Genomic DNA, 18,549 nt, shown 5'->3' on the forward strand with positions numbered 1-18,549 from the left:
TGTTCCAATCTGTTTTGTATGATCGGAAGAACCATTCTCTATAATTATGACTTCAGCCAGGTTGTTATCTTTTGGTTGCTTTTCCTCTTTTACTACACTTTCCACACATCTTTTCAGAAACTTTTCTGAATTATGTGCCGGTATAATAAAAGAAATGACAATGTTATTCTCCATCTTTCTCTGCCTTTCCACGTTTCACTTTCCCATGCAATACATCCTGTAATACCTCAAGGAATAACGGTTCCCGCATAATCAAAAGTAATACCGCATATACTGCTCCAAAAACACATACCGATATTACTAGGGCTATAAAATTTGATAAATTCAGTGCTTTTACTCCATAACAGGCAACTCCTGCTACCGCGGTAGATACACATGCTTTTACCCATTGTACTTCTGAAAACAAATCCCTGATCCAGTCACGCAATACAATGAGCTGAACAATCAGAACAACAGTCTCTGCGATCAGTGTTCCAAGCGCAGCACCAGCTGCCGACATTGTTGGAATAAAAATCATATTTGCAACAAAATCTGCAATTCCTCCGGCAAGTACAGAATAAAATACCATTTTTTCTTTTCCGATCGGCACCATGATCTGCAATCCTAAAACATTTGTCAGGCCGATCAGAAGTACTGTAGGCATAATGATCTGCATTGGTATAATAGAATTTTCATATGTTTTGGAGGCCAGCAAAAAGATAGACTCCCTGGAATACAAAATAAAATATACCGTCACCGGTAGCGCAAGCAGCACCACAAAATGTAATGCTTTTCTGCTCACCCGTTTGAATTCCTCTTTCATTCCACGCTCAATATAATAAGAAACCCTTGGCAGCAATACAGTACTCAAAGCTGTAACAAAACTTACCAGTAATCCTTTAATTTTTATGGATGTTCCATAATAGCCTGCCTGCGTTTCATTTTTCAGGAAACCAAGCATAACGTTATCCAGATTCGTATAAATTGTCGTTGCTGCTGCCATTGCAAAGAAAATCATTACTTCTTTGAAATGGTGTTTTAAATCATAATGACCTACCGGTCGCAGATTAACATACTTTCTCAGATTAATAAAATTCAGGAAATTAGATCCAACCGTAGCCACAATGCTGATTGCTCCATAGATAACGTAATCTCCCTGATGTCTGACAAACAGGAACATCAGCACCAGACCGATTGCTTTAAAGATAATCGACCGCACTGTAATATAAGTATACTGCTCCAAACCTTTATACAGCCATTCCACACCAATTACATTAAAAATAATCGTAGAACTCATGATCCAGTATAAAGCAGCATCATTGTGTATCTTCGGCACTTTCCATATTGCCACAAAATAAGCAGCATACACAAAAACAGAAATAAGGAGATTCAGCAATAGAATCTCCTGTACTGTTTTGGTCAGCTTCTCTCTGTCATCTCTTACCTGTGCACATGCACGAATACCATAAGTTGGCACGCCAAGCATCGCTACCATAGAAAAATACTGAGCAATCGAAGTAGCTACGTTTACCTTACCAACACCTTCTACCGAAAGCACACGCGTGATATACGGCAATGTGATCAGCGGAAAAATGAATGTAGATGCCGTGAGAATCATATTCATTATAAAATTTACTTTAACAGATTTAATCTTGACCATTTATTATTATTACTCCTACAGTATCTTTGTTCCAGATGCGGTGCCGTTGCAAATAATGCCAGTGCAAATGGATTGTACGTTAATTCTATGATATGATGCGCAATCATACAATTAATAGATATCAGAATGATAACCACTATAAAATACGGATCATTTTGAAACTTTTTGCAGCACATCATGTATACCGCCAATGTGATCAGTAAAAAAAACACTCCATATCGCAGAAAAATATACAGGTACGAACAGTCTATAAAGAAATATTGGGAAGCCGATATCTTTGTAGTCCCACCATTTCCAACCATTTTTATCGACTGTCCAAATAATGTCATTCCATATTTCATCAATCCCTTATGCCCCAATTTCAATCTAGTTGACATAAAACTGTCTAATGCCAGGAAAATAGGATTTCCAGAACTGTAAAAATAGGATACAACAAACATAAATCCTGCTGCAATTGGCATGCTGTAAGGTAAAGCCTTCTTTGCTTTTCCTGTACTGAAAATATTTCTACCGTTTGCAACATATCTCTGGCTGATGCAATAAAAACAGATCAGCATAAGAAACAGACAGCCCATATCCAGACGTGTATTGCAAAACCAGTAAACCAATACTCCCACAACCGCTCCAAGAATAAAATGCCATGTCTTCAGTTTGTCCTTCAGCAAATAAAACGCAGACATCGTGATCATAAAAATATGTGATGCAAAATCCGTTGTATAAATTGCACCAAATGAATTTCTGACCCGTTTTCCATCACCTCTGGTATACTGCAGATTTTCTATCACCTGCAACATGGATGCGCAAAAAGCTAAAAGCACAATGCTGATCGTAACGATCAGATATACCTTCAGTATTTTCTTAAATGAAACGTTTTTTGCGCCCATCACAAAAAGTACCCAAAAGAATACTTCCATATATCCGGAATTAACATATACCAGAATAGCTTCCAGTATTAACAATACAAATATAAAAAATGTTCTTCTCGAAAATTCATCAAAGCGAAACACTTTTATAATCAGCAATAAACATGCCACTGCTTTGCAAAGTGTATATGCACTCCCCGGAAGTTGAAACATGGTTGTCGAAAACGTCTCACTAATCAGAAAAATAAAAAATGCCAACAGGTACAATTGTTCTCCTGCACTCGGTTTATTTATTCCGGACAACATTTTCCGTTTTGTTTTACTTAATATTTTCATAATTATTCAACTACAACACATCCTAAAACAGAAACATTAAATTTTTTGCAAATTTCCAAATAAGCTTTGATCTGTGTGTATGTGGTTTTTCCGACTTCAACAAATAAAATACAGTTTCCAATTTCAACGAATCGCTTCATCATCTCAGAATCATTCTCAATATTGCTTCCGACTTCTACAGCAAGTGATTTCTTTTCCATTGCAGCCTGATATTCCTGCACAGCTTTCTGTACAATTTCCGCATCACTCAACATTCCAAAAAATACCTGTTCAACAGAATGTTCTTTTCTGATCAGATCAAAATCTATCATTTCGCGTTCCAATGCCGGACGATATCCCTCTTTTGCGGAATAATTACCAAGAACAGTAATTCCGGCCGCCTTTATATTTTCTTTTCCTTTTAATTTATCACTTAACACATATAAAAGCGCTAATAGAGCACAACTGATCACCAGTCCGGCAATGATTCCCAGAGCGGCATACTGAACCAGCACTTTTTTTGCAGTTGGTGCATCCATGCTGTCTGGTTTATAGTCCTTTATATAACCCTTCTCTGATATCTGCTGTGATAACTGATCTTTTTGCAGATCAGACAGGCTGTCTTTATAGTTTTTCAATGAAGTAAGATAACTGTTTTGTGCTGACTGTACCTCTGGTATTGCCTTGGCAGATACATTGCTTGAAATAACAGAAAATGAAAAATCACCGTTTTCTTTTAATGTAGAAGCGGCATATTTCTGAATCTGCTCATCAATTACCTTACTGATTTTCGCTGCCTGATCAGCATCATAATGCATAACAGTCAAAGTAAAAATATTTCCGGTTGAATTGCTGCCAACCACTTCCGGCAAATATTCTACCGGCACATCCGTCAATTTTTCTTCTACCGCAGCTTTCCATTCACCATTTTTCACATATGCAGTTAACTCGTTTATAATATCTGTAACTTTTTCACTTACACCAGATGAAGAAACCTGTGTGTTGTCTGTACCATTCACGGTAATACGGTACTGCACAGAAGCCACATTTACTTTTAATGCATCAAGCTTCATATAAATAGATGAATCACAATAACTCTGCAAAGCATCAATCTGATCCTGCGTGGTTGAAATATTTGCTTCAATATTCTTCATAACCTCCGCATACTTATCAAGGCCACTCTTATAATCTTCAATCTTCTGTACTTCAGATGCGGATGATGCAGATTTCGCTTTCTTTACACCCAGACCGGCTCCTGCCACAAAGCAGAGCAGCACAAATATGATTATGATTTTTTTATGCTTCCAGATAGAGTCCCACATTTTTTTCATAGATACTGATTCCATTTGTTAACCCTTTCTTTCTATGTTATCCCAGGTATTTTCAAGATATTTATGTTCCAGTTTTATCAGTCTATCTTTCACTTTCAATTTTTTAAATATATATTCCCTGATCATATCAATAAAAGAACATATAAAATATACCGATACAATAATTGCCAGAAATGCCAGCAGCATCAGCACCACATTATAATTTAATAGTCCCTTTAACCGATCCTGCAATATATACGCTTTCACCAATGGATGGAAATGTATCAGATATACACTGAATGAGACCGGTGCAAATAGTTTTATGAACTTCTTCCATTTTTCAGTTACATTCAGCTTTGAAAAAAGTATAACCAGTGCAATTCCGGCCAATAGTATGGTCGGTGATGTGTAACTCACCAGAAATGTTGTCTGATTCGTATCTCCACTCACACCAAAACGATGATGTTCAATCACAAATTTTCCTAACCAGGTTACCGCTATGCATACGATATAAATAAAACCAAGGTGTCGTTTTGATTTTTTCTTCCATCCCTGGTATTTTCCAAGATAACCGCCAATAATATACAAAACGATCATCCAGATTGGACTGTATCCCTCTTTCGTAACAAAAATATCCCGTCTGAATAATTCCGGCAATACAGAATACAGTACAATCCCCAACATAACAACCAGTTTCAATTGTTTTCTTGATGCATGCGATATAAAAAAATTAAGTACCGGGATCAGGAGAAATAATCCTGTATACGCTGTAAAATACCAGTATTGTTCTCTCGATGTCGGGAAGATCGCACTTGTCCACTCATACCGTCCCACTACAGAAGGTGCAGCAAATTTGAAAAACACTGTAATCAGAATGGAATAAAATAATACTCTCAGCCACAGGAGTACCCAGTTTGAATACCGGTATTTTCCATGTATTCCCACATATCCGGAAATTAATGCATAGCAGTTTACCGCACAGTAAGCAGCGATTTCAATCAGCCACACCACTTCATATTTTCCGGATAAAAAAGGGGCATAATCCAGGATTCCACCTCTTCCAAGCATATGAAGACATACAACCATAAACATGGAAACAATCCGTAAAAAATCGATTCCCCAGTTATATTCTTTCTGTTTTGTGGCAACACTTTCCCTGCTATTGGATTTTATCATCCTACTTTTTTCCATCAGATTTGGCACCAGTATTCCTCCTGTCATTTACGTTCCAGCTTCGCACATTTATAAACCTGTGTCCAGCCAAGATGTCTATACCAGTCCATTACATTTTGTTCATAACAATATAATACTGGAACTTTCTGCTCCTTTATCACCTGTGCCGTCAGGCTTTGCAGTACACGCTTTCCGTATCCCTGTCCCCGTGCTGCCGGAGCCGTTACCAGTCCGCCTAAAACTGCAAGACCTTCCACATCTGCATATGTTCCCATATGTGCAACGATTGTTCCATTTTCTTTTAAGACAAAATTTTGGCAATGCCAGTTTTTCATTCTATCTTGCAGCTGTTCTTCTAATAGTGCCACAGAATAATGTCCGCCGATTCCTTCATCTGCACAAATAAGTGATGCGATTTCATAACACTCATCCACACTTGCCTTGCAGACTTCTGAATCAACTTTTGCCGCTTCCTGCCCGGCTTTCATGATAATGCCTTCTGTTTTTTTCCATTCTGAAAGCAGGCAAGAGATTTTTCGTATCAATTCTACTGATCCCGACAACATTTGACTGTCATTTTTTTCAATCAAAAAACATATTTCTCTTATATTTTCATCACTTGGATCTGATATTCCAAAAATCTGCAGACTGTTATAATATTTATATACAATTACCGTATCCGCCTCAGAATCAGAAATAATCCAAGTCTGGATATCCTGATTTTCAAATCCATAGGTACTTGTATCAATATACAGATACACGTTTTGAAATATATCTTTTTTAATTATACCTTTCAGATATTCTATATCTTCCACGCAGCATTTTCTTATCAATGTTCTTCTCCTTTATCCAAAAAAGTAACTTGAAACCGGTGCATGTGGATCTCTTTTATCTTCTGGTGGCAATTTCATATAATCATTATAAATATATTTTAAGATTGTATCATAATCTCTGGTACCCATCAGTTTCTTTCCTTCAAATTCATATTCCTGCAAATCCAGAAACCATTCCTTTGGCATACCGTATCTGGTCTTTAAGCTGTTCTCTCTTTTCCGATACAGCTTTCCTGTCGCCGGAAACAACAATGTACGAACTCGGTTTGTACTGCTGTTTCTGCTTTTTACAGCAATTTTTTCCACACGTTTAAACACCCAAGACGGTGATATATGAGATACGATCTTATAATATAATCTGTGAATTCCGTCCTCGGAAGTACTGTATTTTCCTACTTCAGACCACAGAATTTTTCGCAGACAGAAACAGTAAAAATCATTCAGCATCTGGCCGATGGTTGAATGTGGAATGTCGTCCATAGGGAAAACATCAATAAAAACACCTGTTTTACATTTTAAATGCTCCTGGCCTACGCGCACATAAGTTGTGCCTGTTCTTCTTAACTTTCCATAACCCCAGCGATATTCCGGATCCGTATCATGATCCTGAAAATAACAGATTTCTGAATTTAACTGGTCTGTTATTTTTTTGAATTTATCATAATCTTCACGCAACATGGCAACATCTGCGTCGTCATCCCACGGAATATATCCTTTATGTCGGACAGCTCCCAGAAGTGTTCCACCAAAAATCGTATAATTAATATTATTCTCGCGGCAGACACGGTCTAACTCAACTAACATATCAAGCTGAAGCAGCTGCATCTGTCTGAACTCTTCCGGTGATAATTCTTTTATCTCTCCCATTGTACTCAATCCTCTTTATTTATTTTCTGTTTTTATACAGTAATTGTGTGCAGATCCTTTTTTTCATTCCATTCTTCAATGACAGAACAGATCTTTTCTGACAGTTCCTGTGAAATATAGGAATTTGACTGCTTACTTTCAATTGATCTGATAAAAGCAACAATCTGATATCTGATTCCTTCTCCATCCAACTGATAAAAATAACGTTTGTTTTCTTCCTGATTTTCATAACGGATTTCAAAATAATCAGTCTTCCACCACGGTGCCGGGACATAAATATATCCCTTTGTACCAGCAATGATCAGATTTCCCTCAGCTTTTACACCTTTGCCAACTTTTACAGAAGCCACTGCATTCTTATAGTTAAAATTAATTTTTGTAAACAGATCAAAGTTATCATTTTCCGGCATAAAATAAGAACTTGCTTCTTTTTTTTCATAATCAGTTCCAAGCAGCTGGAATACCGGAAGCAGCGCTGTTGGTCCCCATGCACAGATGCTGTTCCTACGTTCGTAGGTACTGGTCTGCGTTTCCATTTCTTTTGTACTTGTACAGGTAGCATCTACCGAGACAATATTTCCAATTTTTCCCGATTTAGCCAGCAGCAGTAATCTATGGTAAGCAGTTGCATACGCTGTTTTGATTGCATCCATGAGAATCAGATCATTCTTTTCTGCAATTTCAAAAAGTTCCTGACACTCAGATTTTTTTAATGCGATCGGAGATTCACATAATACATGTTTTCCACTCAGAAGCGCTTTCTTTATCTGTTCATAGTGTTTGGATGGATGTGAGACAATAAAAACTGCATCTACAATTTCCAGCAATTTATCATAATCATTTGTAAATACAATATCATTATCTTTCTGTTTTAAAGAAACATCTTCCGTATAAGCCGCTACAACTTCCACACCATTGGCAAATGCAGCTTCCTGCCGATATTTTTCAAAAATTCCTGTATCTCCGACAAGTCCCATTTTTACAAGCCGCTTCTGAGAACGTAACTCTGTACTTGAAACACCCTGCGTTCTGTCCAGATATACCACCTTACAGTACTCATTTAAATAATCAAATTTTCCCTTCCAGTCTGAACCAACTGTAAAAATATCAACATTATAACGCAAAATATCATCGATTTTCTGCCCTTCATATTCCTCGATGATAATTTCATCTGCAAGTCCTGTCTTTTTTACCGCCAGTACACGTTCCATCAAAGACTGCTGCACATTTATCTTTCCTCTGGTTTTATCAAAATCATCTGCCGTCACACCGACGATCAGATAATCTCCCAGTGCCTTCGCACGTTCCAGCAATCGTATATGCCCATAATGAAGCAGATCATATGTTCCATATGTTATTACCTTTGTCATCTTTTAATTACCTTTCTCTCCCCTGCTTAACGATTATAACAGTCCTCTGTTCTGCATATCTTTCAAAGCTTCCACCAGTGATGTATTATCGTCTGTTGTAAGTGCACCTATATGACCAACTCTGAAAATCTTTTCTGCCAGATCACCACCATTTGGGCAAACCCAGATATGATACTCATCTTTCAGTGTCTCAAATATTTTATAAGCAGAAACATTCAATGGATGAAGTGGTGTCACCGCATTTGACATAGATTCAGACGGAATTTCAAATGGCATATCTTTGATTTTTTCTCTGAAATCTGCTGCCAGTGAAGCAATCTTTGCTGTTTCAGCCTCTACACCGCCTGCTTTTTCAATTTCCAGTAAACGGGCATGAATCTGTCTCAGGATACCAACGGCCGGCGTGAATGGAGTCTGCCCGCGCTCTCCGTTTTTTAACGCTTCTTTCAAATCTAAATACAGGCACTGTGGTGTTTTTTCATATACACGCTGTACTGCATGTTCAGATAAAACGATCACAGAAATACCCGGAGGGCACGCAAGTGCTTTCTGTGATCCTGTCAGCATAAGGTCTACGCCAAGTTTCTCCATATCAAACTCATCTGCCAGGAAAGAACTAATCGCATCCACCAAAAGGAACATATTGTTCTTTTTGCAGAATTCACTGATCATAACCGGGTCATAGTGTACACCGGTGGATGTCTCATGAATATTTACAAGAAATCCTGTATAATCTTTTCCATCATACTGATCTAACATTTCCTGTGTCAGTTTTTTCCCGATTTCAAGTTTGATCTCTGTATATGGAATCTGATGAATCTGACAGATTTTCACAAAACGCTGACCAAAACTTCCGCCATTTACGATAAGTACTTTATCCTTTGTATCAAAAACGTTGATGACTGCTGCTTCCATCGCAGCTGTACCTGATCCGGTCAGAAATACAACACGCGCATTTTCATCTGCTTTTGCAAATTTCTTCATAAGATTCTCATTTTCAAACATGATTTTTGAAAATTCCGGTGTTCTGAAATACGGTACCTGCTCCGCTCCAATTGTACGAACCTCTTCACATGACATTACTGGTCCTACTGTAAAATTAAGCATTTTTGTCACTCCTTTATAACTTCATAAATTCAGCAATTCTCTTGCTGTTGTTCCCATCTGTATATTTATAAATTCTTCCGCAAAGTTCTTCTCTCTGCTTTTTATAAGAATCTTTTTCCTCTGAAACATCTTTCAGGAATCCCAATAACTCATCATAACAATAAATTTTAGGACCTGCAATATATTCATCCGGATTATCCACACAAAGACCGTTCGTATATGAATCAAGATCTGAAAAATCATATCCAATTGGTCTGTTCAGCATTAAATAATCATATGCAATACTGGAATAATCACTTAATAAAGCATCTGAATCTTTTAACAGTCTGTAATTGTCTACATTCAGATTTTTCACAGTGCTTCCTGTAAGCACACAGACATTTGACATGCCATGTACTTTTATTGTCTCCGGATCCTGCATCGGATGTATTTTTATGATCAAAAGCATGTCCATTTTCACAAGTTCATCATTCAGTTGTTTTAATTCTTCCTCAGATTCAATAATTGGAATCCCCAATGGTTGCTCCTTCGTACTGTCGTTCCGCTTATAACCTCCGCCTTTACGGAATGTAGGCATCCAGATCACCACTTTTCGATAGGACTCTTTCGTCACTTTCGCCAGTTCATGTTCTGATGGCGTAAACAGCCGGTCATAACTTGGATATCCAAGATATACAAATCTGTCATTTGGGAATGGCAAGCCTCCCTGCTTTGCCTGAATTGGTCCATATGCTTCTGATGGAGACAGAATATAATCAACCGTATCAGACAGATTACATTTCCCAATTACACTTTTCAGGCAAACCGCTCCATGAGTAAAATAAAATGATTTCTGGTCGGCACGAACTTTATTTGTCACCACACAGTCAGCTGTAAATACTTTTGCCTTGCATACATACAACGCTTTTTTCAGACTCGGTTTATATAACCAGCACCAGTCAACATTCGCTGGTAAAGATTTCGGAGCCTTATTTTTTAACAGCCATACAATTTTGTACTTGTCATTATAATGATTTTTTATCAGGTAGTCATAAAAAGCACCGCCATTGGAATCAAAATCATTATGACTTTCAATAATAATGATATTCTGTAACGGTCTGTGTTTCAAAAAGAAATTACAGCCTTTTTGCAGGATCAGGTCAAGCTTATAATGATAAAAGACATCAAAAACCCTTTTTATTCCATTCTTTTTAATATAACTAACGGCATTCATCGTTTTTCTCCTTTATTACCAGCTCATCAGGAATTTCTGATATTCTTCAGCCAGCCTATGATTTTTTTTCTGTTTACAAACATTACAGCCAGAATAACTGCAACAATTGCATAACGAATAACAATATGCCTGTATGTAAAGGTCATCACAAACATCACGCACAGAACAGCTGCCAGAATAAGCAGCAATTGTTTCAAATTATATACTTCTGATGCTCGAACTCCTTCCTGATGTAACGCTTTTCGATAGAAAAAGTAGTGCATCAATGCTAACAGTCCATAACAGACCAATGTTGTATAACCTGCCGCATAATATCCAAATAATTCGATAAAAACTTTATTTAATCCTAAGTTTGCAACCGCACACACGATAGATGCCAGGGCAATAAATCCTGTCTTCTTAAAATAATATTCAATATTACTGAACAGAGAATACAGGAAAATCAAAAACATAGATACTGCAACCGGCGGTACAACCCAGATTGCCTCGTAATATTTTCTTCCACCAAAAATTAAAATAATTTCCGGGGCAAAAGCCATGGACAAGATAACCAGCACTGCGACCAGCACGCAAAGCAGGGTCGCGTTCTTTTTGATTCCGTCATATTCTTTATCTTTTAACGCCTGATATGTATACGGTGTAAATGAGTTATTAATTGCATTTGTAATCAACAGAACCATCGTACCAATTGTGTAGGCAATACTATATACCGCTGCTGCCGAGCTTCCAACCATATCTTTAATCATAATACGGTCTGACTGACTGAGCACCATAGTTGAAAGAAAATGAGGGATCAAAGGTAAGTTAAATAATAACGCATATTTCCAGTATTTCTTATCAAACAGCTTCTTTCCATTTCTGACAATCACAAAAAATGCGACCAGAGAAATAACTGCTTTCACAAATACATCGGAAAATACTCGTGCTTCCAACTTATAGTTATCTGTAGCAAGCACGGAAATAATTCCAAGTAGAATACTTCCCACGCTCATTCCCAGTGTACTCAGCACAACTTTTTTGTATTTATACTCAAAACGCTGTTTTGTTGACCAGAACTCATAGGCAGACATTGTAAATATTTCCACAAACAAGGCAATGATCAATATCGGTGATAAGCTTAATTTTCCTGACCAGAACGTCAGATTGCACGCAAATACCGCAAACACCAGCAACGTGATCACTGACGTCAGACCTAATACAGATGATGTAAAACGATCCTTATCATCATCAAACTCTATCAGACCTTTTCCATATTCACCGGAAAACAAATTTAATGTTGCAAAAATAACCAATATACTGTACCAGGATTGGAATACCGAATAATCACCGTACTCATCTGTTGTCAGAATTCTGACAAAAACAGGTGTGGAAATCAGCGCAATTCCTTTATTTAAAATGTTACAGACCGTAAACCAGAACGAAGCTTTTACCGGTTGTGACATATCTTTATATTTTTGAATCCATGTTGAAATTCGCATATTACACTTCCATTTCTATTTTATTAATCAATTTATTAATCAATTAATGAAACTTCTTTTCTTTTTTAAGCTTTTCATAATGTTCTATATCACGTGTTTTAAACGGAACTGCCGGATGGCCTCCTGCAATCGCATAAGCCGGAATATTCTTACAGACCACACTTCCAGCCTGGATAATTGCGCCTTCTCCGATTTCTACTCCCCCTAGAATGATCACATTGTTTCCAAGCCAGACATTATCACCAATCGTAACATCTTTATGGATATACTGATTTCCATACGGAATCGCATCATCTGTATCATAATTGTGGAAAGATGAAATGATCTGGCAGCCCGGACCGGAATGAAAATTATTTCCAATCATAATTTTACCATTTCCAAATATAGACATTCCATTAAAATTTACATTCATTCCAAGCTCTGTATTTGACGTAACAAAAGATTTTCCGCCACAATACAGATTTGCACCACAGCATTTTGCTGTCTTTTGAATTTTTTGCTTATAATATTTTCCTTCCCATCTGCTCAGGGTTTCTCTAATTTTTGACATATTACTCCTCAAACCATTTATCATATTGACCGTAATCAACTTTTGCATTTGTATGTGTTTCACGCTCATTTTCCGGCGGCAGTGTCATATAATCGCCATAAAGAGAACTCAGGTATTCATCATAATCCCTGAATCCTTTAAAATTATAGCCTTCAAACGGATATTCAGTTCTGTTCACCAGCCACTTTTCTTCCATTTTTTCATCCGGATAGTCACTGGTAAAACAATCATTGAAGTTCGTATTATTATATTTTGTAATGTGAGCATATATTTTTTTCTTTAATTTTTCAATCGTTACAAATCTTCCCAGGAAATGAAGGATTTTATATCCTGTCCGTCCGGAATGTTCTTTTACCCCATACCCGCATTTGATCCAGAGCATTGTCTTTAACAAATGATTTTTTTTCAAGAATTTTTTTCTTTTCACGTCCCCATCTGGAAGCTTGTCATAAGGAAAAATATCTACAAAAATTCCATGATGAATGTCTACACCAATGGAAAAATCCTCTATGATCTCTGTTCCGAGCAACTGTAGCTTCGCCATCGAATAAGCAAAATTTCTGTCCGTTTCTGCTGTCTGCAGGAAAAAAATATCTGTATTCAAATCTTTCTTGCAGGCTTTGAGGAAACGTTCATAATCATTTCTTGTCATGGCAAAATCAAAGTCATCATCCCACGGGATAAAACCTTTATGACGAACAGCTCCAAGCAAAGTACCTGCCGTAATGTTATACGGTATATCATTTTTATCACAAATACGAATCACTTCATTTGCAATATATAAAATCAATTTCTGTATTTTTTGTGTCTCTGTCATCTTAAACTCCATATTATTTTCTGTTTACTAATTCCATGTAACATTTTTCCAAACCTTCTACGGTATGGTCAATAGAAAAATACTGGGCTGTCTCATAACAATTTTCAGCTATCTCATCTGCTTTTCCTTCGTAATAAGCTTCTATCAGAGATGCAATTGCCTCTGCAACTGCTTTTCCTGTTTTTTCACTGGTCAGCACACCATTTTTATGTTCTGTAATAATTTCCGGAATTCCACCTACTTCATTTGCAACACAAGGTACTCCATAAGACATTGCCTCAACCAGTGAAATACCAAATACCTCTTCGCAAATAGAAGGATATACAAAAATATCAGCTGTTTTTAAATATTTTCCTATATCACGCTGCATGCCCGCAAAATGTACGATTTCTCCCAGGCCCAGTTTTTCAGACATCATCTGCAGATTTTCCTGCTCTCCGCCATAACCGACAACTTCAAGCTGTACCGGATATTTTTTTCTCAGTTCATCTGTTGCCTCAATCAGCAAATGTACACCTTTTATTTTCTCTAATCTTCCAATAAAAACGATTTTAAATATATGATTTCTCTCTACCGCTCCCTTCTTTGGTTTGCGGTATTCTGTCTGCGGGACTACCCCATTATATACAACTCTGCACTTGGAATCCGGAATTTTAAAATAATCTCTATATGATTTTTCTCCGGCCTTTGACACAAATACGACCCTGTCAGAAATGTTCAATACATGTTTTTGCAGCCATGCTCGAACTTTATTCTTAAAGTTTGAACTGTAATCATAATAAAATTCCGGTGAAAAGCAACTATGTGCCACCAACACATATTTTTTACCCGGTAACAGAAATTTGAGCAGCGAATAATAGAACTGAATTACAATAGCACTATGATGAACTACAATGATATCATATTTTTTTGCAAGAGAAAGCAGCGCACGAATTCTTTCTTTCGTTACTTTTTTACTTCCACAGGAAACCAGAGAAACAGCATCTCCATTTTTTTTCATTTCCTCATAAATTGCACCTTCCTCAAACAAACAACAGAAACAATTTTCCTCTGTTCGTATATCAGAAATACATTTACATAAATTCTCGATGCCACCAACACCGCCATCTGATAACAAATTTAAAACTTTATAAGCCATATGTTCGTTCTCCTCATTCACAACCTGTATACAAAATCATGTTCTGCTCTGTATTTTTGAAATGTCCGGCAAATACAGTAATATCATTAATGTAAGCATAAAATACGGGTAAAAAGAAATACTGTCAAACAATGCAACACACATAAATGCGATCATTGTTAAAGTTCCTATGCTTCTTAAAATCTTATTCTCTGTCTTTCTGACACAAAATGCCACTGCAACAAACATAACAAAAAACAGAATCGACAATACAATTCCGCCATCCAGCAGATTTTGTGCAAATTGACTATGTGCATAGTTAAATTTTCCGCCCCAGTATAACTCCAAAGTCACTCCCTGAACGCCATAGCCAATCACTGGAGCTTCTTTTATATGTTGAAGTGCTACTGCCCAAATACTCTGTCTCGAATTCAACATTGAAATCACAAAACCTGGCAAGCGAACATTCACCATAACCAGAATTGCACTAAATATTGTATATAGCACGATATAAATTGGAATTCCTTTACAAAAGATACCATATACTTTAAAGATTACTAAAACGATAAACACAACAAGCAGGACTACAGTTAAAATAGCACTGGCAGCATTACTGGTCAACATTGTTAAGATAGAAAGAAGTTCCAGCAACAATGCCGTTTTCTTTCTACTCCTGAATTCCAATGCTCCACACAAAATTCCCAATACCCCAAACTGCGCTGCCACCTGAACATGTCCCAAAAAAATAATATGATATTCCGCAATCTTATACTGCATAATATATGGGTTGAATATTGTCAGGTTCAACAAAAACAACACAATCAGGATATTGGATATCATTTTTATAAAATGCTTTGGATCGTTGCGCAGACATAAAATGGCATATACACACAAAAAAGGAGTTGCTATCATATTCTGTAACCCCTCATGTAATCCTCCCTGCGCTGTCAATGTAATCAAAATCACAGCTACAAAATAGGAAAAAATGGCAATCTCCGCCCTTTTTTCCATATGAATTAAATTTCCTCTATATTGTAAACACATCTCAAATATAATCAGGAGTAATGCCAGATAAACCCACGCCGTCATGAATGGCTTATAAAACGGAACGGCATCATAAAATCCTCTTGGATTTAAAAATGGGATCAGGATAAAATAACCGATTATATTATGTATATTAATCTCACGTACCTTTGCAGTCATACAATTATCAATCCTTACTTACTAATTTTTCGTGCCGGAACTCCTGCAACAACGGAATAAGCAGCTACATCTCTGTTTACAACAGAGCCGGCAGCTATGACCGCACCATCCCCGATCGTAACCCCTTTTAATACAGTTACATTTGCACCACACCATACATTATTTCCGATTTTAACAGGTGCACTCACCAATTCTTTTAATATTTTTCCATCTTTTCTGTCATGGTCATGATCCACCACCACAAAATTATTTGCAAACATGCACTGATTGCCTATCACAATATTCTCTGCTGCCGTCAGACTGCAATTATGATTAAAAAAGCAGTTATCACCTATTGTAATCTCCGCCTTATCCGTACACTTTATATAAAAAGGTCCTGCCGTCATCAAAAAATTACCAATCCTGCATTTTGCATCTGAAAACAGATCTATCTCAATCCTGCCTTTCAGTGAATTGATTTTTGCCATTTGTATACGACTTCCGTATAATATTTTATATTTCATATAGGTAAATACACTCTTGCATCCTATGATTACCTTTTTCATATTGTTCTTCCTTCCTTACTGCAAACATTTACTGCTTATTTTCCGCAGTATATGTCATGCAGCAACTCTGCATTATCCCGTATATCAAACCCAGCTCTTTTTGTCTCAGCTATCACATTCAAAGCTTCTTCATTTCTGTCTGTATTTTCAATTTTCTTCAACAAAATATCAGCCCACACATCCGGGTTTTCTTCTAATGAGCAAAATTCCACCAAATCAGAAAAAGCACAGTCTGTTGTAACTTCATTCGACAATACACACGGAAGTGCTGCGATCTGCCACTCAACAGCAACAAGCGGAAGTCCCTCAAACACAGACGGAAGAAGCATACCATCCATTGCCTGCAGGAAACAGTTCACCTGATCTGACAGTCCCATAAATTTTACGCAGTCTTTTAATCCCAGCTTTTCAACCTTCTGTTCTATCTCTCCACGCAATGGTCCATCACCAAACAAAACCAGCTCTGTATCAGGCTGTTTCTTATGAACAGCCTGAAATATATCTATTAAAAATGCATGATTTTTCTGCGGCAAAAAACCGCCGACATGTCCGATCACCGTCTTATTTTCCCAATGATACTTTTCCCTTATCGACCTTCGTATCTCCGAATCAAATTTATATTTTTCAATATTTCGGCCATTTGCAATGATCGTAAACGGACGGTTTCCAAAAAGCCATTCTCCTGCCGCTTCACCACATGCCAGATGTTTATTACATAACAAATAAAAGAAAGGGCGTAACATCTTATCCGCTCTTACCTGTTCGCAACAGGTATTATGTGAATGCGCGATTCGACGTCTGCATCCTCCAAAAAAAGCAGCCGCCATTTCAATTGTCATAGTAGCACTGTTACCATGTGCATGAACTACATCAATTTTCTTTCTTCGAATCACTCTGATCAGCGCTTTAAAATATGCTGTGGTATCTGTTCTTCTGTTTGGGAGATCAATGATCTCACATCCAAGTCCAGTAATCTTCTCCGCAATTTCCGGATGTACTTCTATCGTTCCAGCCAGATAAATTTCAAGATCATCCCGCTTCATAGCTTCCAGATTTGCCAAAATCACACTGGTAATTCCTTCATATTTTAAACCAACTGTACTGATTATCAATACCTTTTTCTTTTTTGTTTTCATCGTTGCTTTACATCCTATTGAAATAGATTATCTACAATTTTTTCAAATTCCCGGTTAAATTCTTCATTATGACTTTTTGCGCCCTGTGTCATTGTCGAAATAATCGTATCATAGTTGCATACGGCATTCCGCAGATCGGCGATATCATACACCGGAATAATTGTTCCCATACGCTTTGAAACATTTTCAACAAATTCCACCTGATGATTGTTTACATGTTCTCCATATTCTGCCTGTCTTGGCACTACCACAGGTGTCTTTCCCATCTGCAAAGGCATAATAAAGCTTGCCGGACCACCATGTGTAATAACGATTCTGGCTTCTGCCATCTTTTTCTCCATATCCGCATACGGTACAAACTTACTCCATTCACAATATTTTGGAGAATATGTGCTATACCCCGTCTGAATAAATATATCATCAGTGATCAGCTGATCCCTTTTTAACTCATCAATTGCCTTTACCAGACGGTCAAAAGGCTGTTCGTGAGTTCCTACTGTAACAAATATCATTGTTTTTTCCTTTAAAAAATGCTTCCTAAATTGATTGCTTTCTTATATACCTGTTTCTGTTCTTCCCATTGCACAATAAATTTATCTGCAATCGGATATACCATTTTACCTGACATTGTCGGTTTATCGATTCTGTCAAACACTTCCACATAGATCAACTTTGCACCGAACAGTTTTCCCAGATAAAAGAACGGAACAGATACTGCTGCTCCTGATGAAATGATCAGATCCGGTCGTTCCTTTCTCAGTACCTTCCATGCAATTTTTGTATTTTTGATCAATGCTTTCAAACTTCTGTTTGTCGGGAAATAGCATGGATACATTTTTTCATCTTTCAATAAACTTCGTGCATCTTCTTTATCAAAAGTAACCCAAAAACGTTCCCTGGTACTCCAAAATGGCTTTAACATATATAAATGCGTCAGGTGACCTCCTGAAGATCCAACCAAGCATACTTTTATATTATCTTTTTTCATTGAGTAGACCCCTCTCCTTTCAGTC

The 18,549-nt window shown here is 37.2% G+C and carries 19 protein-coding genes; all 19 read right to left on the bottom strand.

Translation table 11 applies throughout. From position 1 onward, the window contains the following. The coding region (locus tag LG34_RS17435; RefSeq protein WP_146190175.1) for a glycosyltransferase at positions 1 to 174 on the bottom strand (174 nt) is incomplete at its 3' end. After that, a complete protein-coding gene (locus LG34_RS02710) occupies positions 164 to 1,639 on the bottom strand; it encodes a flippase (protein ID WP_109214763.1) in 1,476 nt (491 codons plus the stop codon). The genes LG34_RS02710 and LG34_RS17435, both read right to left, overlap by 11 nt. Continuing rightward, complete coding sequence (locus tag LG34_RS02715) at positions 1,612 to 2,760, bottom strand: hypothetical protein (protein ID WP_146190176.1); 1,149 nt, start codon at positions 2,758 to 2,760, stop codon at positions 1,612 to 1,614. Before LG34_RS02715 ends, LG34_RS02710 begins: the two co-directional genes overlap by 28 nt. Before the next feature lie 80 nt (positions 2,761 to 2,840). Then, complete coding sequence (locus LG34_RS02720; RefSeq protein WP_146190177.1) at positions 2,841 to 4,148, bottom strand: hypothetical protein; 1,308 nt, start codon at positions 4,146 to 4,148, stop codon at positions 2,841 to 2,843. An 18-nt stretch (positions 4,149 to 4,166) separates the two neighbouring features. Next, entirely contained in the window at positions 4,167 to 5,348 is a 1,182-nt protein-coding gene (locus LG34_RS02725) for an acyltransferase (RefSeq protein ID WP_109214766.1), read from the bottom strand. Beyond that, positions 5,345 to 6,133 (bottom strand): GNAT family N-acetyltransferase, encoded by a 789-nt coding sequence (locus tag LG34_RS02730; RefSeq protein WP_109214767.1) that lies wholly within the window; start codon positions 6,131 to 6,133, stop codon positions 5,345 to 5,347. The genes LG34_RS02725 and LG34_RS02730 overlap by 4 nt, the downstream gene beginning before the upstream one ends. A gap of 12 nt (positions 6,134 to 6,145) precedes the next feature. Then, positions 6,146 to 7,000, bottom strand: coding sequence for a LicD family protein (locus LG34_RS02735; RefSeq protein WP_109214768.1), 855 nt, complete (start codon positions 6,998 to 7,000; stop codon positions 6,146 to 6,148). Positions 7,001 to 7,032: 32 nt separating this feature from the next. Beyond that, positions 7,033 to 8,370, bottom strand: coding sequence for a Gfo/Idh/MocA family oxidoreductase (locus LG34_RS02740; protein WP_109214769.1), 1,338 nt, complete (start codon positions 8,368 to 8,370; stop codon positions 7,033 to 7,035). A 33-nt stretch (positions 8,371 to 8,403) separates the two neighbouring features. Beyond that, complete coding sequence (locus LG34_RS02745) at positions 8,404 to 9,477, bottom strand: pyridoxal-phosphate-dependent aminotransferase family protein (RefSeq protein ID WP_109214770.1); 1,074 nt, start codon at positions 9,475 to 9,477, stop codon at positions 8,404 to 8,406. Between the two features lie 13 nt (positions 9,478 to 9,490). Then, on the bottom strand, positions 9,491 to 10,690 hold the full coding sequence (locus LG34_RS02750; protein WP_109214771.1) for a CDP-glycerol glycerophosphotransferase family protein: 1,200 nt from the start codon (positions 10,688 to 10,690) through the stop codon (positions 9,491 to 9,493). A 26-nt stretch (positions 10,691 to 10,716) separates the two neighbouring features. Beyond that, entirely contained in the window at positions 10,717 to 12,168 is a 1,452-nt protein-coding gene (locus LG34_RS02755; RefSeq protein ID WP_109214772.1) for a lipopolysaccharide biosynthesis protein, read from the bottom strand. 43 nt (positions 12,169 to 12,211) lie between these two features. Further along, positions 12,212 to 12,718, bottom strand: coding sequence for an acyltransferase (locus tag LG34_RS02760; protein WP_207657016.1), 507 nt, complete (start codon positions 12,716 to 12,718; stop codon positions 12,212 to 12,214). Between the two features lies 1 nt (position 12,719). Continuing rightward, complete coding sequence (locus LG34_RS02765) at positions 12,720 to 13,535, bottom strand: LicD family protein (protein WP_207657017.1); 816 nt, start codon at positions 13,533 to 13,535, stop codon at positions 12,720 to 12,722. 13 nt (positions 13,536 to 13,548) lie between these two features. Further along, positions 13,549 to 14,673 carry a glycosyltransferase family 4 protein gene (locus LG34_RS02770; RefSeq protein WP_109214775.1) on the bottom strand — a complete coding sequence of 375 codons (1,125 nt, stop codon included), beginning with the start codon at positions 14,671 to 14,673 and terminating at the stop codon, positions 13,549 to 13,551. 36 nt (positions 14,674 to 14,709) lie between these two features. After that, complete coding sequence (locus LG34_RS16910; RefSeq protein WP_109214776.1) at positions 14,710 to 15,855, bottom strand: O-antigen ligase family protein; 1,146 nt, start codon at positions 15,853 to 15,855, stop codon at positions 14,710 to 14,712. A 14-nt stretch (positions 15,856 to 15,869) separates the two neighbouring features. Further along, on the bottom strand, positions 15,870 to 16,322 hold the full coding sequence (locus LG34_RS17240) for an acyltransferase (RefSeq protein WP_181369271.1): 453 nt from the start codon (positions 16,320 to 16,322) through the stop codon (positions 15,870 to 15,872). 113 nt (positions 16,323 to 16,435) lie between these two features. After that, positions 16,436 to 17,536, bottom strand: a complete 1,101-nt coding sequence (locus tag LG34_RS02785) for a glycosyltransferase family 1 protein (protein ID WP_109214777.1) — start codon at positions 17,534 to 17,536, stop codon at positions 16,436 to 16,438. A 14-nt stretch (positions 17,537 to 17,550) separates the two neighbouring features. Next, a complete protein-coding gene (locus LG34_RS02790) occupies positions 17,551 to 18,048 on the bottom strand; it encodes a glycosyltransferase (RefSeq protein ID WP_109214778.1) in 498 nt (165 codons plus the stop codon). A gap of 11 nt (positions 18,049 to 18,059) precedes the next feature. After that, positions 18,060 to 18,524, bottom strand: a complete 465-nt coding sequence (pssD, locus tag LG34_RS02795; RefSeq protein ID WP_109214779.1) for a PssD/Cps14F family polysaccharide biosynthesis glycosyltransferase — start codon at positions 18,522 to 18,524, stop codon at positions 18,060 to 18,062. Positions 18,525 to 18,549 lie beyond the last annotated feature (25 nt).

Origin of the sequence: Eubacterium ramulus, from assembly GCF_003122485.1 — a bacterium.
Taxonomy (GTDB): domain Bacteria; phylum Bacillota; class Clostridia; order Lachnospirales; family Lachnospiraceae; genus Eubacterium_I; species Eubacterium_I ramulus_A.

Coding starts and splice junctions, on each gene's coding strand:
- LG34_RS02710 (WP_109214763.1), bottom strand. CDS start 1,639: ATGGTCAAGATTAAATCTGTTAAAGTAAATTTTATAATGAATATGATT.
- LG34_RS02720 (WP_146190177.1), bottom strand. CDS start 4,148: ATGAAAAAAATGTGGGACTCTATCTGGAAGCATAAAAAAATCATAATC.
- LG34_RS02725 (WP_109214766.1), bottom strand. CDS start 5,348: ATGACAGGAGGAATACTGGTGCCAAATCTGATGGAAAAAAGTAGGATG.
- LG34_RS02735 (WP_109214768.1), bottom strand. CDS start 7,000: ATGGGAGAGATAAAAGAATTATCACCGGAAGAGTTCAGACAGATGCAG.
- LG34_RS02740 (WP_109214769.1), bottom strand. CDS start 8,370: ATGACAAAGGTAATAACATATGGAACATATGATCTGCTTCATTATGGG.
- LG34_RS02745 (WP_109214770.1), bottom strand. CDS start 9,477: ATGCTTAATTTTACAGTAGGACCAGTAATGTCATGTGAAGAGGTTCGT.
- LG34_RS02750 (WP_109214771.1), bottom strand. CDS start 10,690: ATGAATGCCGTTAGTTATATTAAAAAGAATGGAATAAAAAGGGTTTTT.
- LG34_RS02755 (WP_109214772.1), bottom strand. CDS start 12,168: ATGCGAATTTCAACATGGATTCAAAAATATAAAGATATGTCACAACCG.
- LG34_RS02760 (WP_207657016.1), bottom strand. CDS start 12,718: ATGTCAAAAATTAGAGAAACCCTGAGCAGATGGGAAGGAAAATATTAT.
- LG34_RS02765 (WP_207657017.1), bottom strand. CDS start 13,535: ATGACAGAGACACAAAAAATACAGAAATTGATTTTATATATTGCAAAT.
- LG34_RS02770 (WP_109214775.1), bottom strand. CDS start 14,673: ATGGCTTATAAAGTTTTAAATTTGTTATCAGATGGCGGTGTTGGTGGC.
- LG34_RS16910 (WP_109214776.1), bottom strand. CDS start 15,855: ATGACTGCAAAGGTACGTGAGATTAATATACATAATATAATCGGTTAT.
- LG34_RS17240 (WP_181369271.1), bottom strand. CDS start 16,322: ATGGCAAAAATCAATTCACTGAAAGGCAGGATTGAGATAGATCTGTTT.
- LG34_RS02785 (WP_109214777.1), bottom strand. CDS start 17,536: ATGAAAACAAAAAAGAAAAAGGTATTGATAATCAGTACAGTTGGTTTA.
- LG34_RS02790 (WP_109214778.1), bottom strand. CDS start 18,048: ATGATATTTGTTACAGTAGGAACTCACGAACAGCCTTTTGACCGTCTG.
- pssD (WP_109214779.1), bottom strand. CDS start 18,524: ATGAAAAAAGATAATATAAAAGTATGCTTGGTTGGATCTTCAGGAGGT.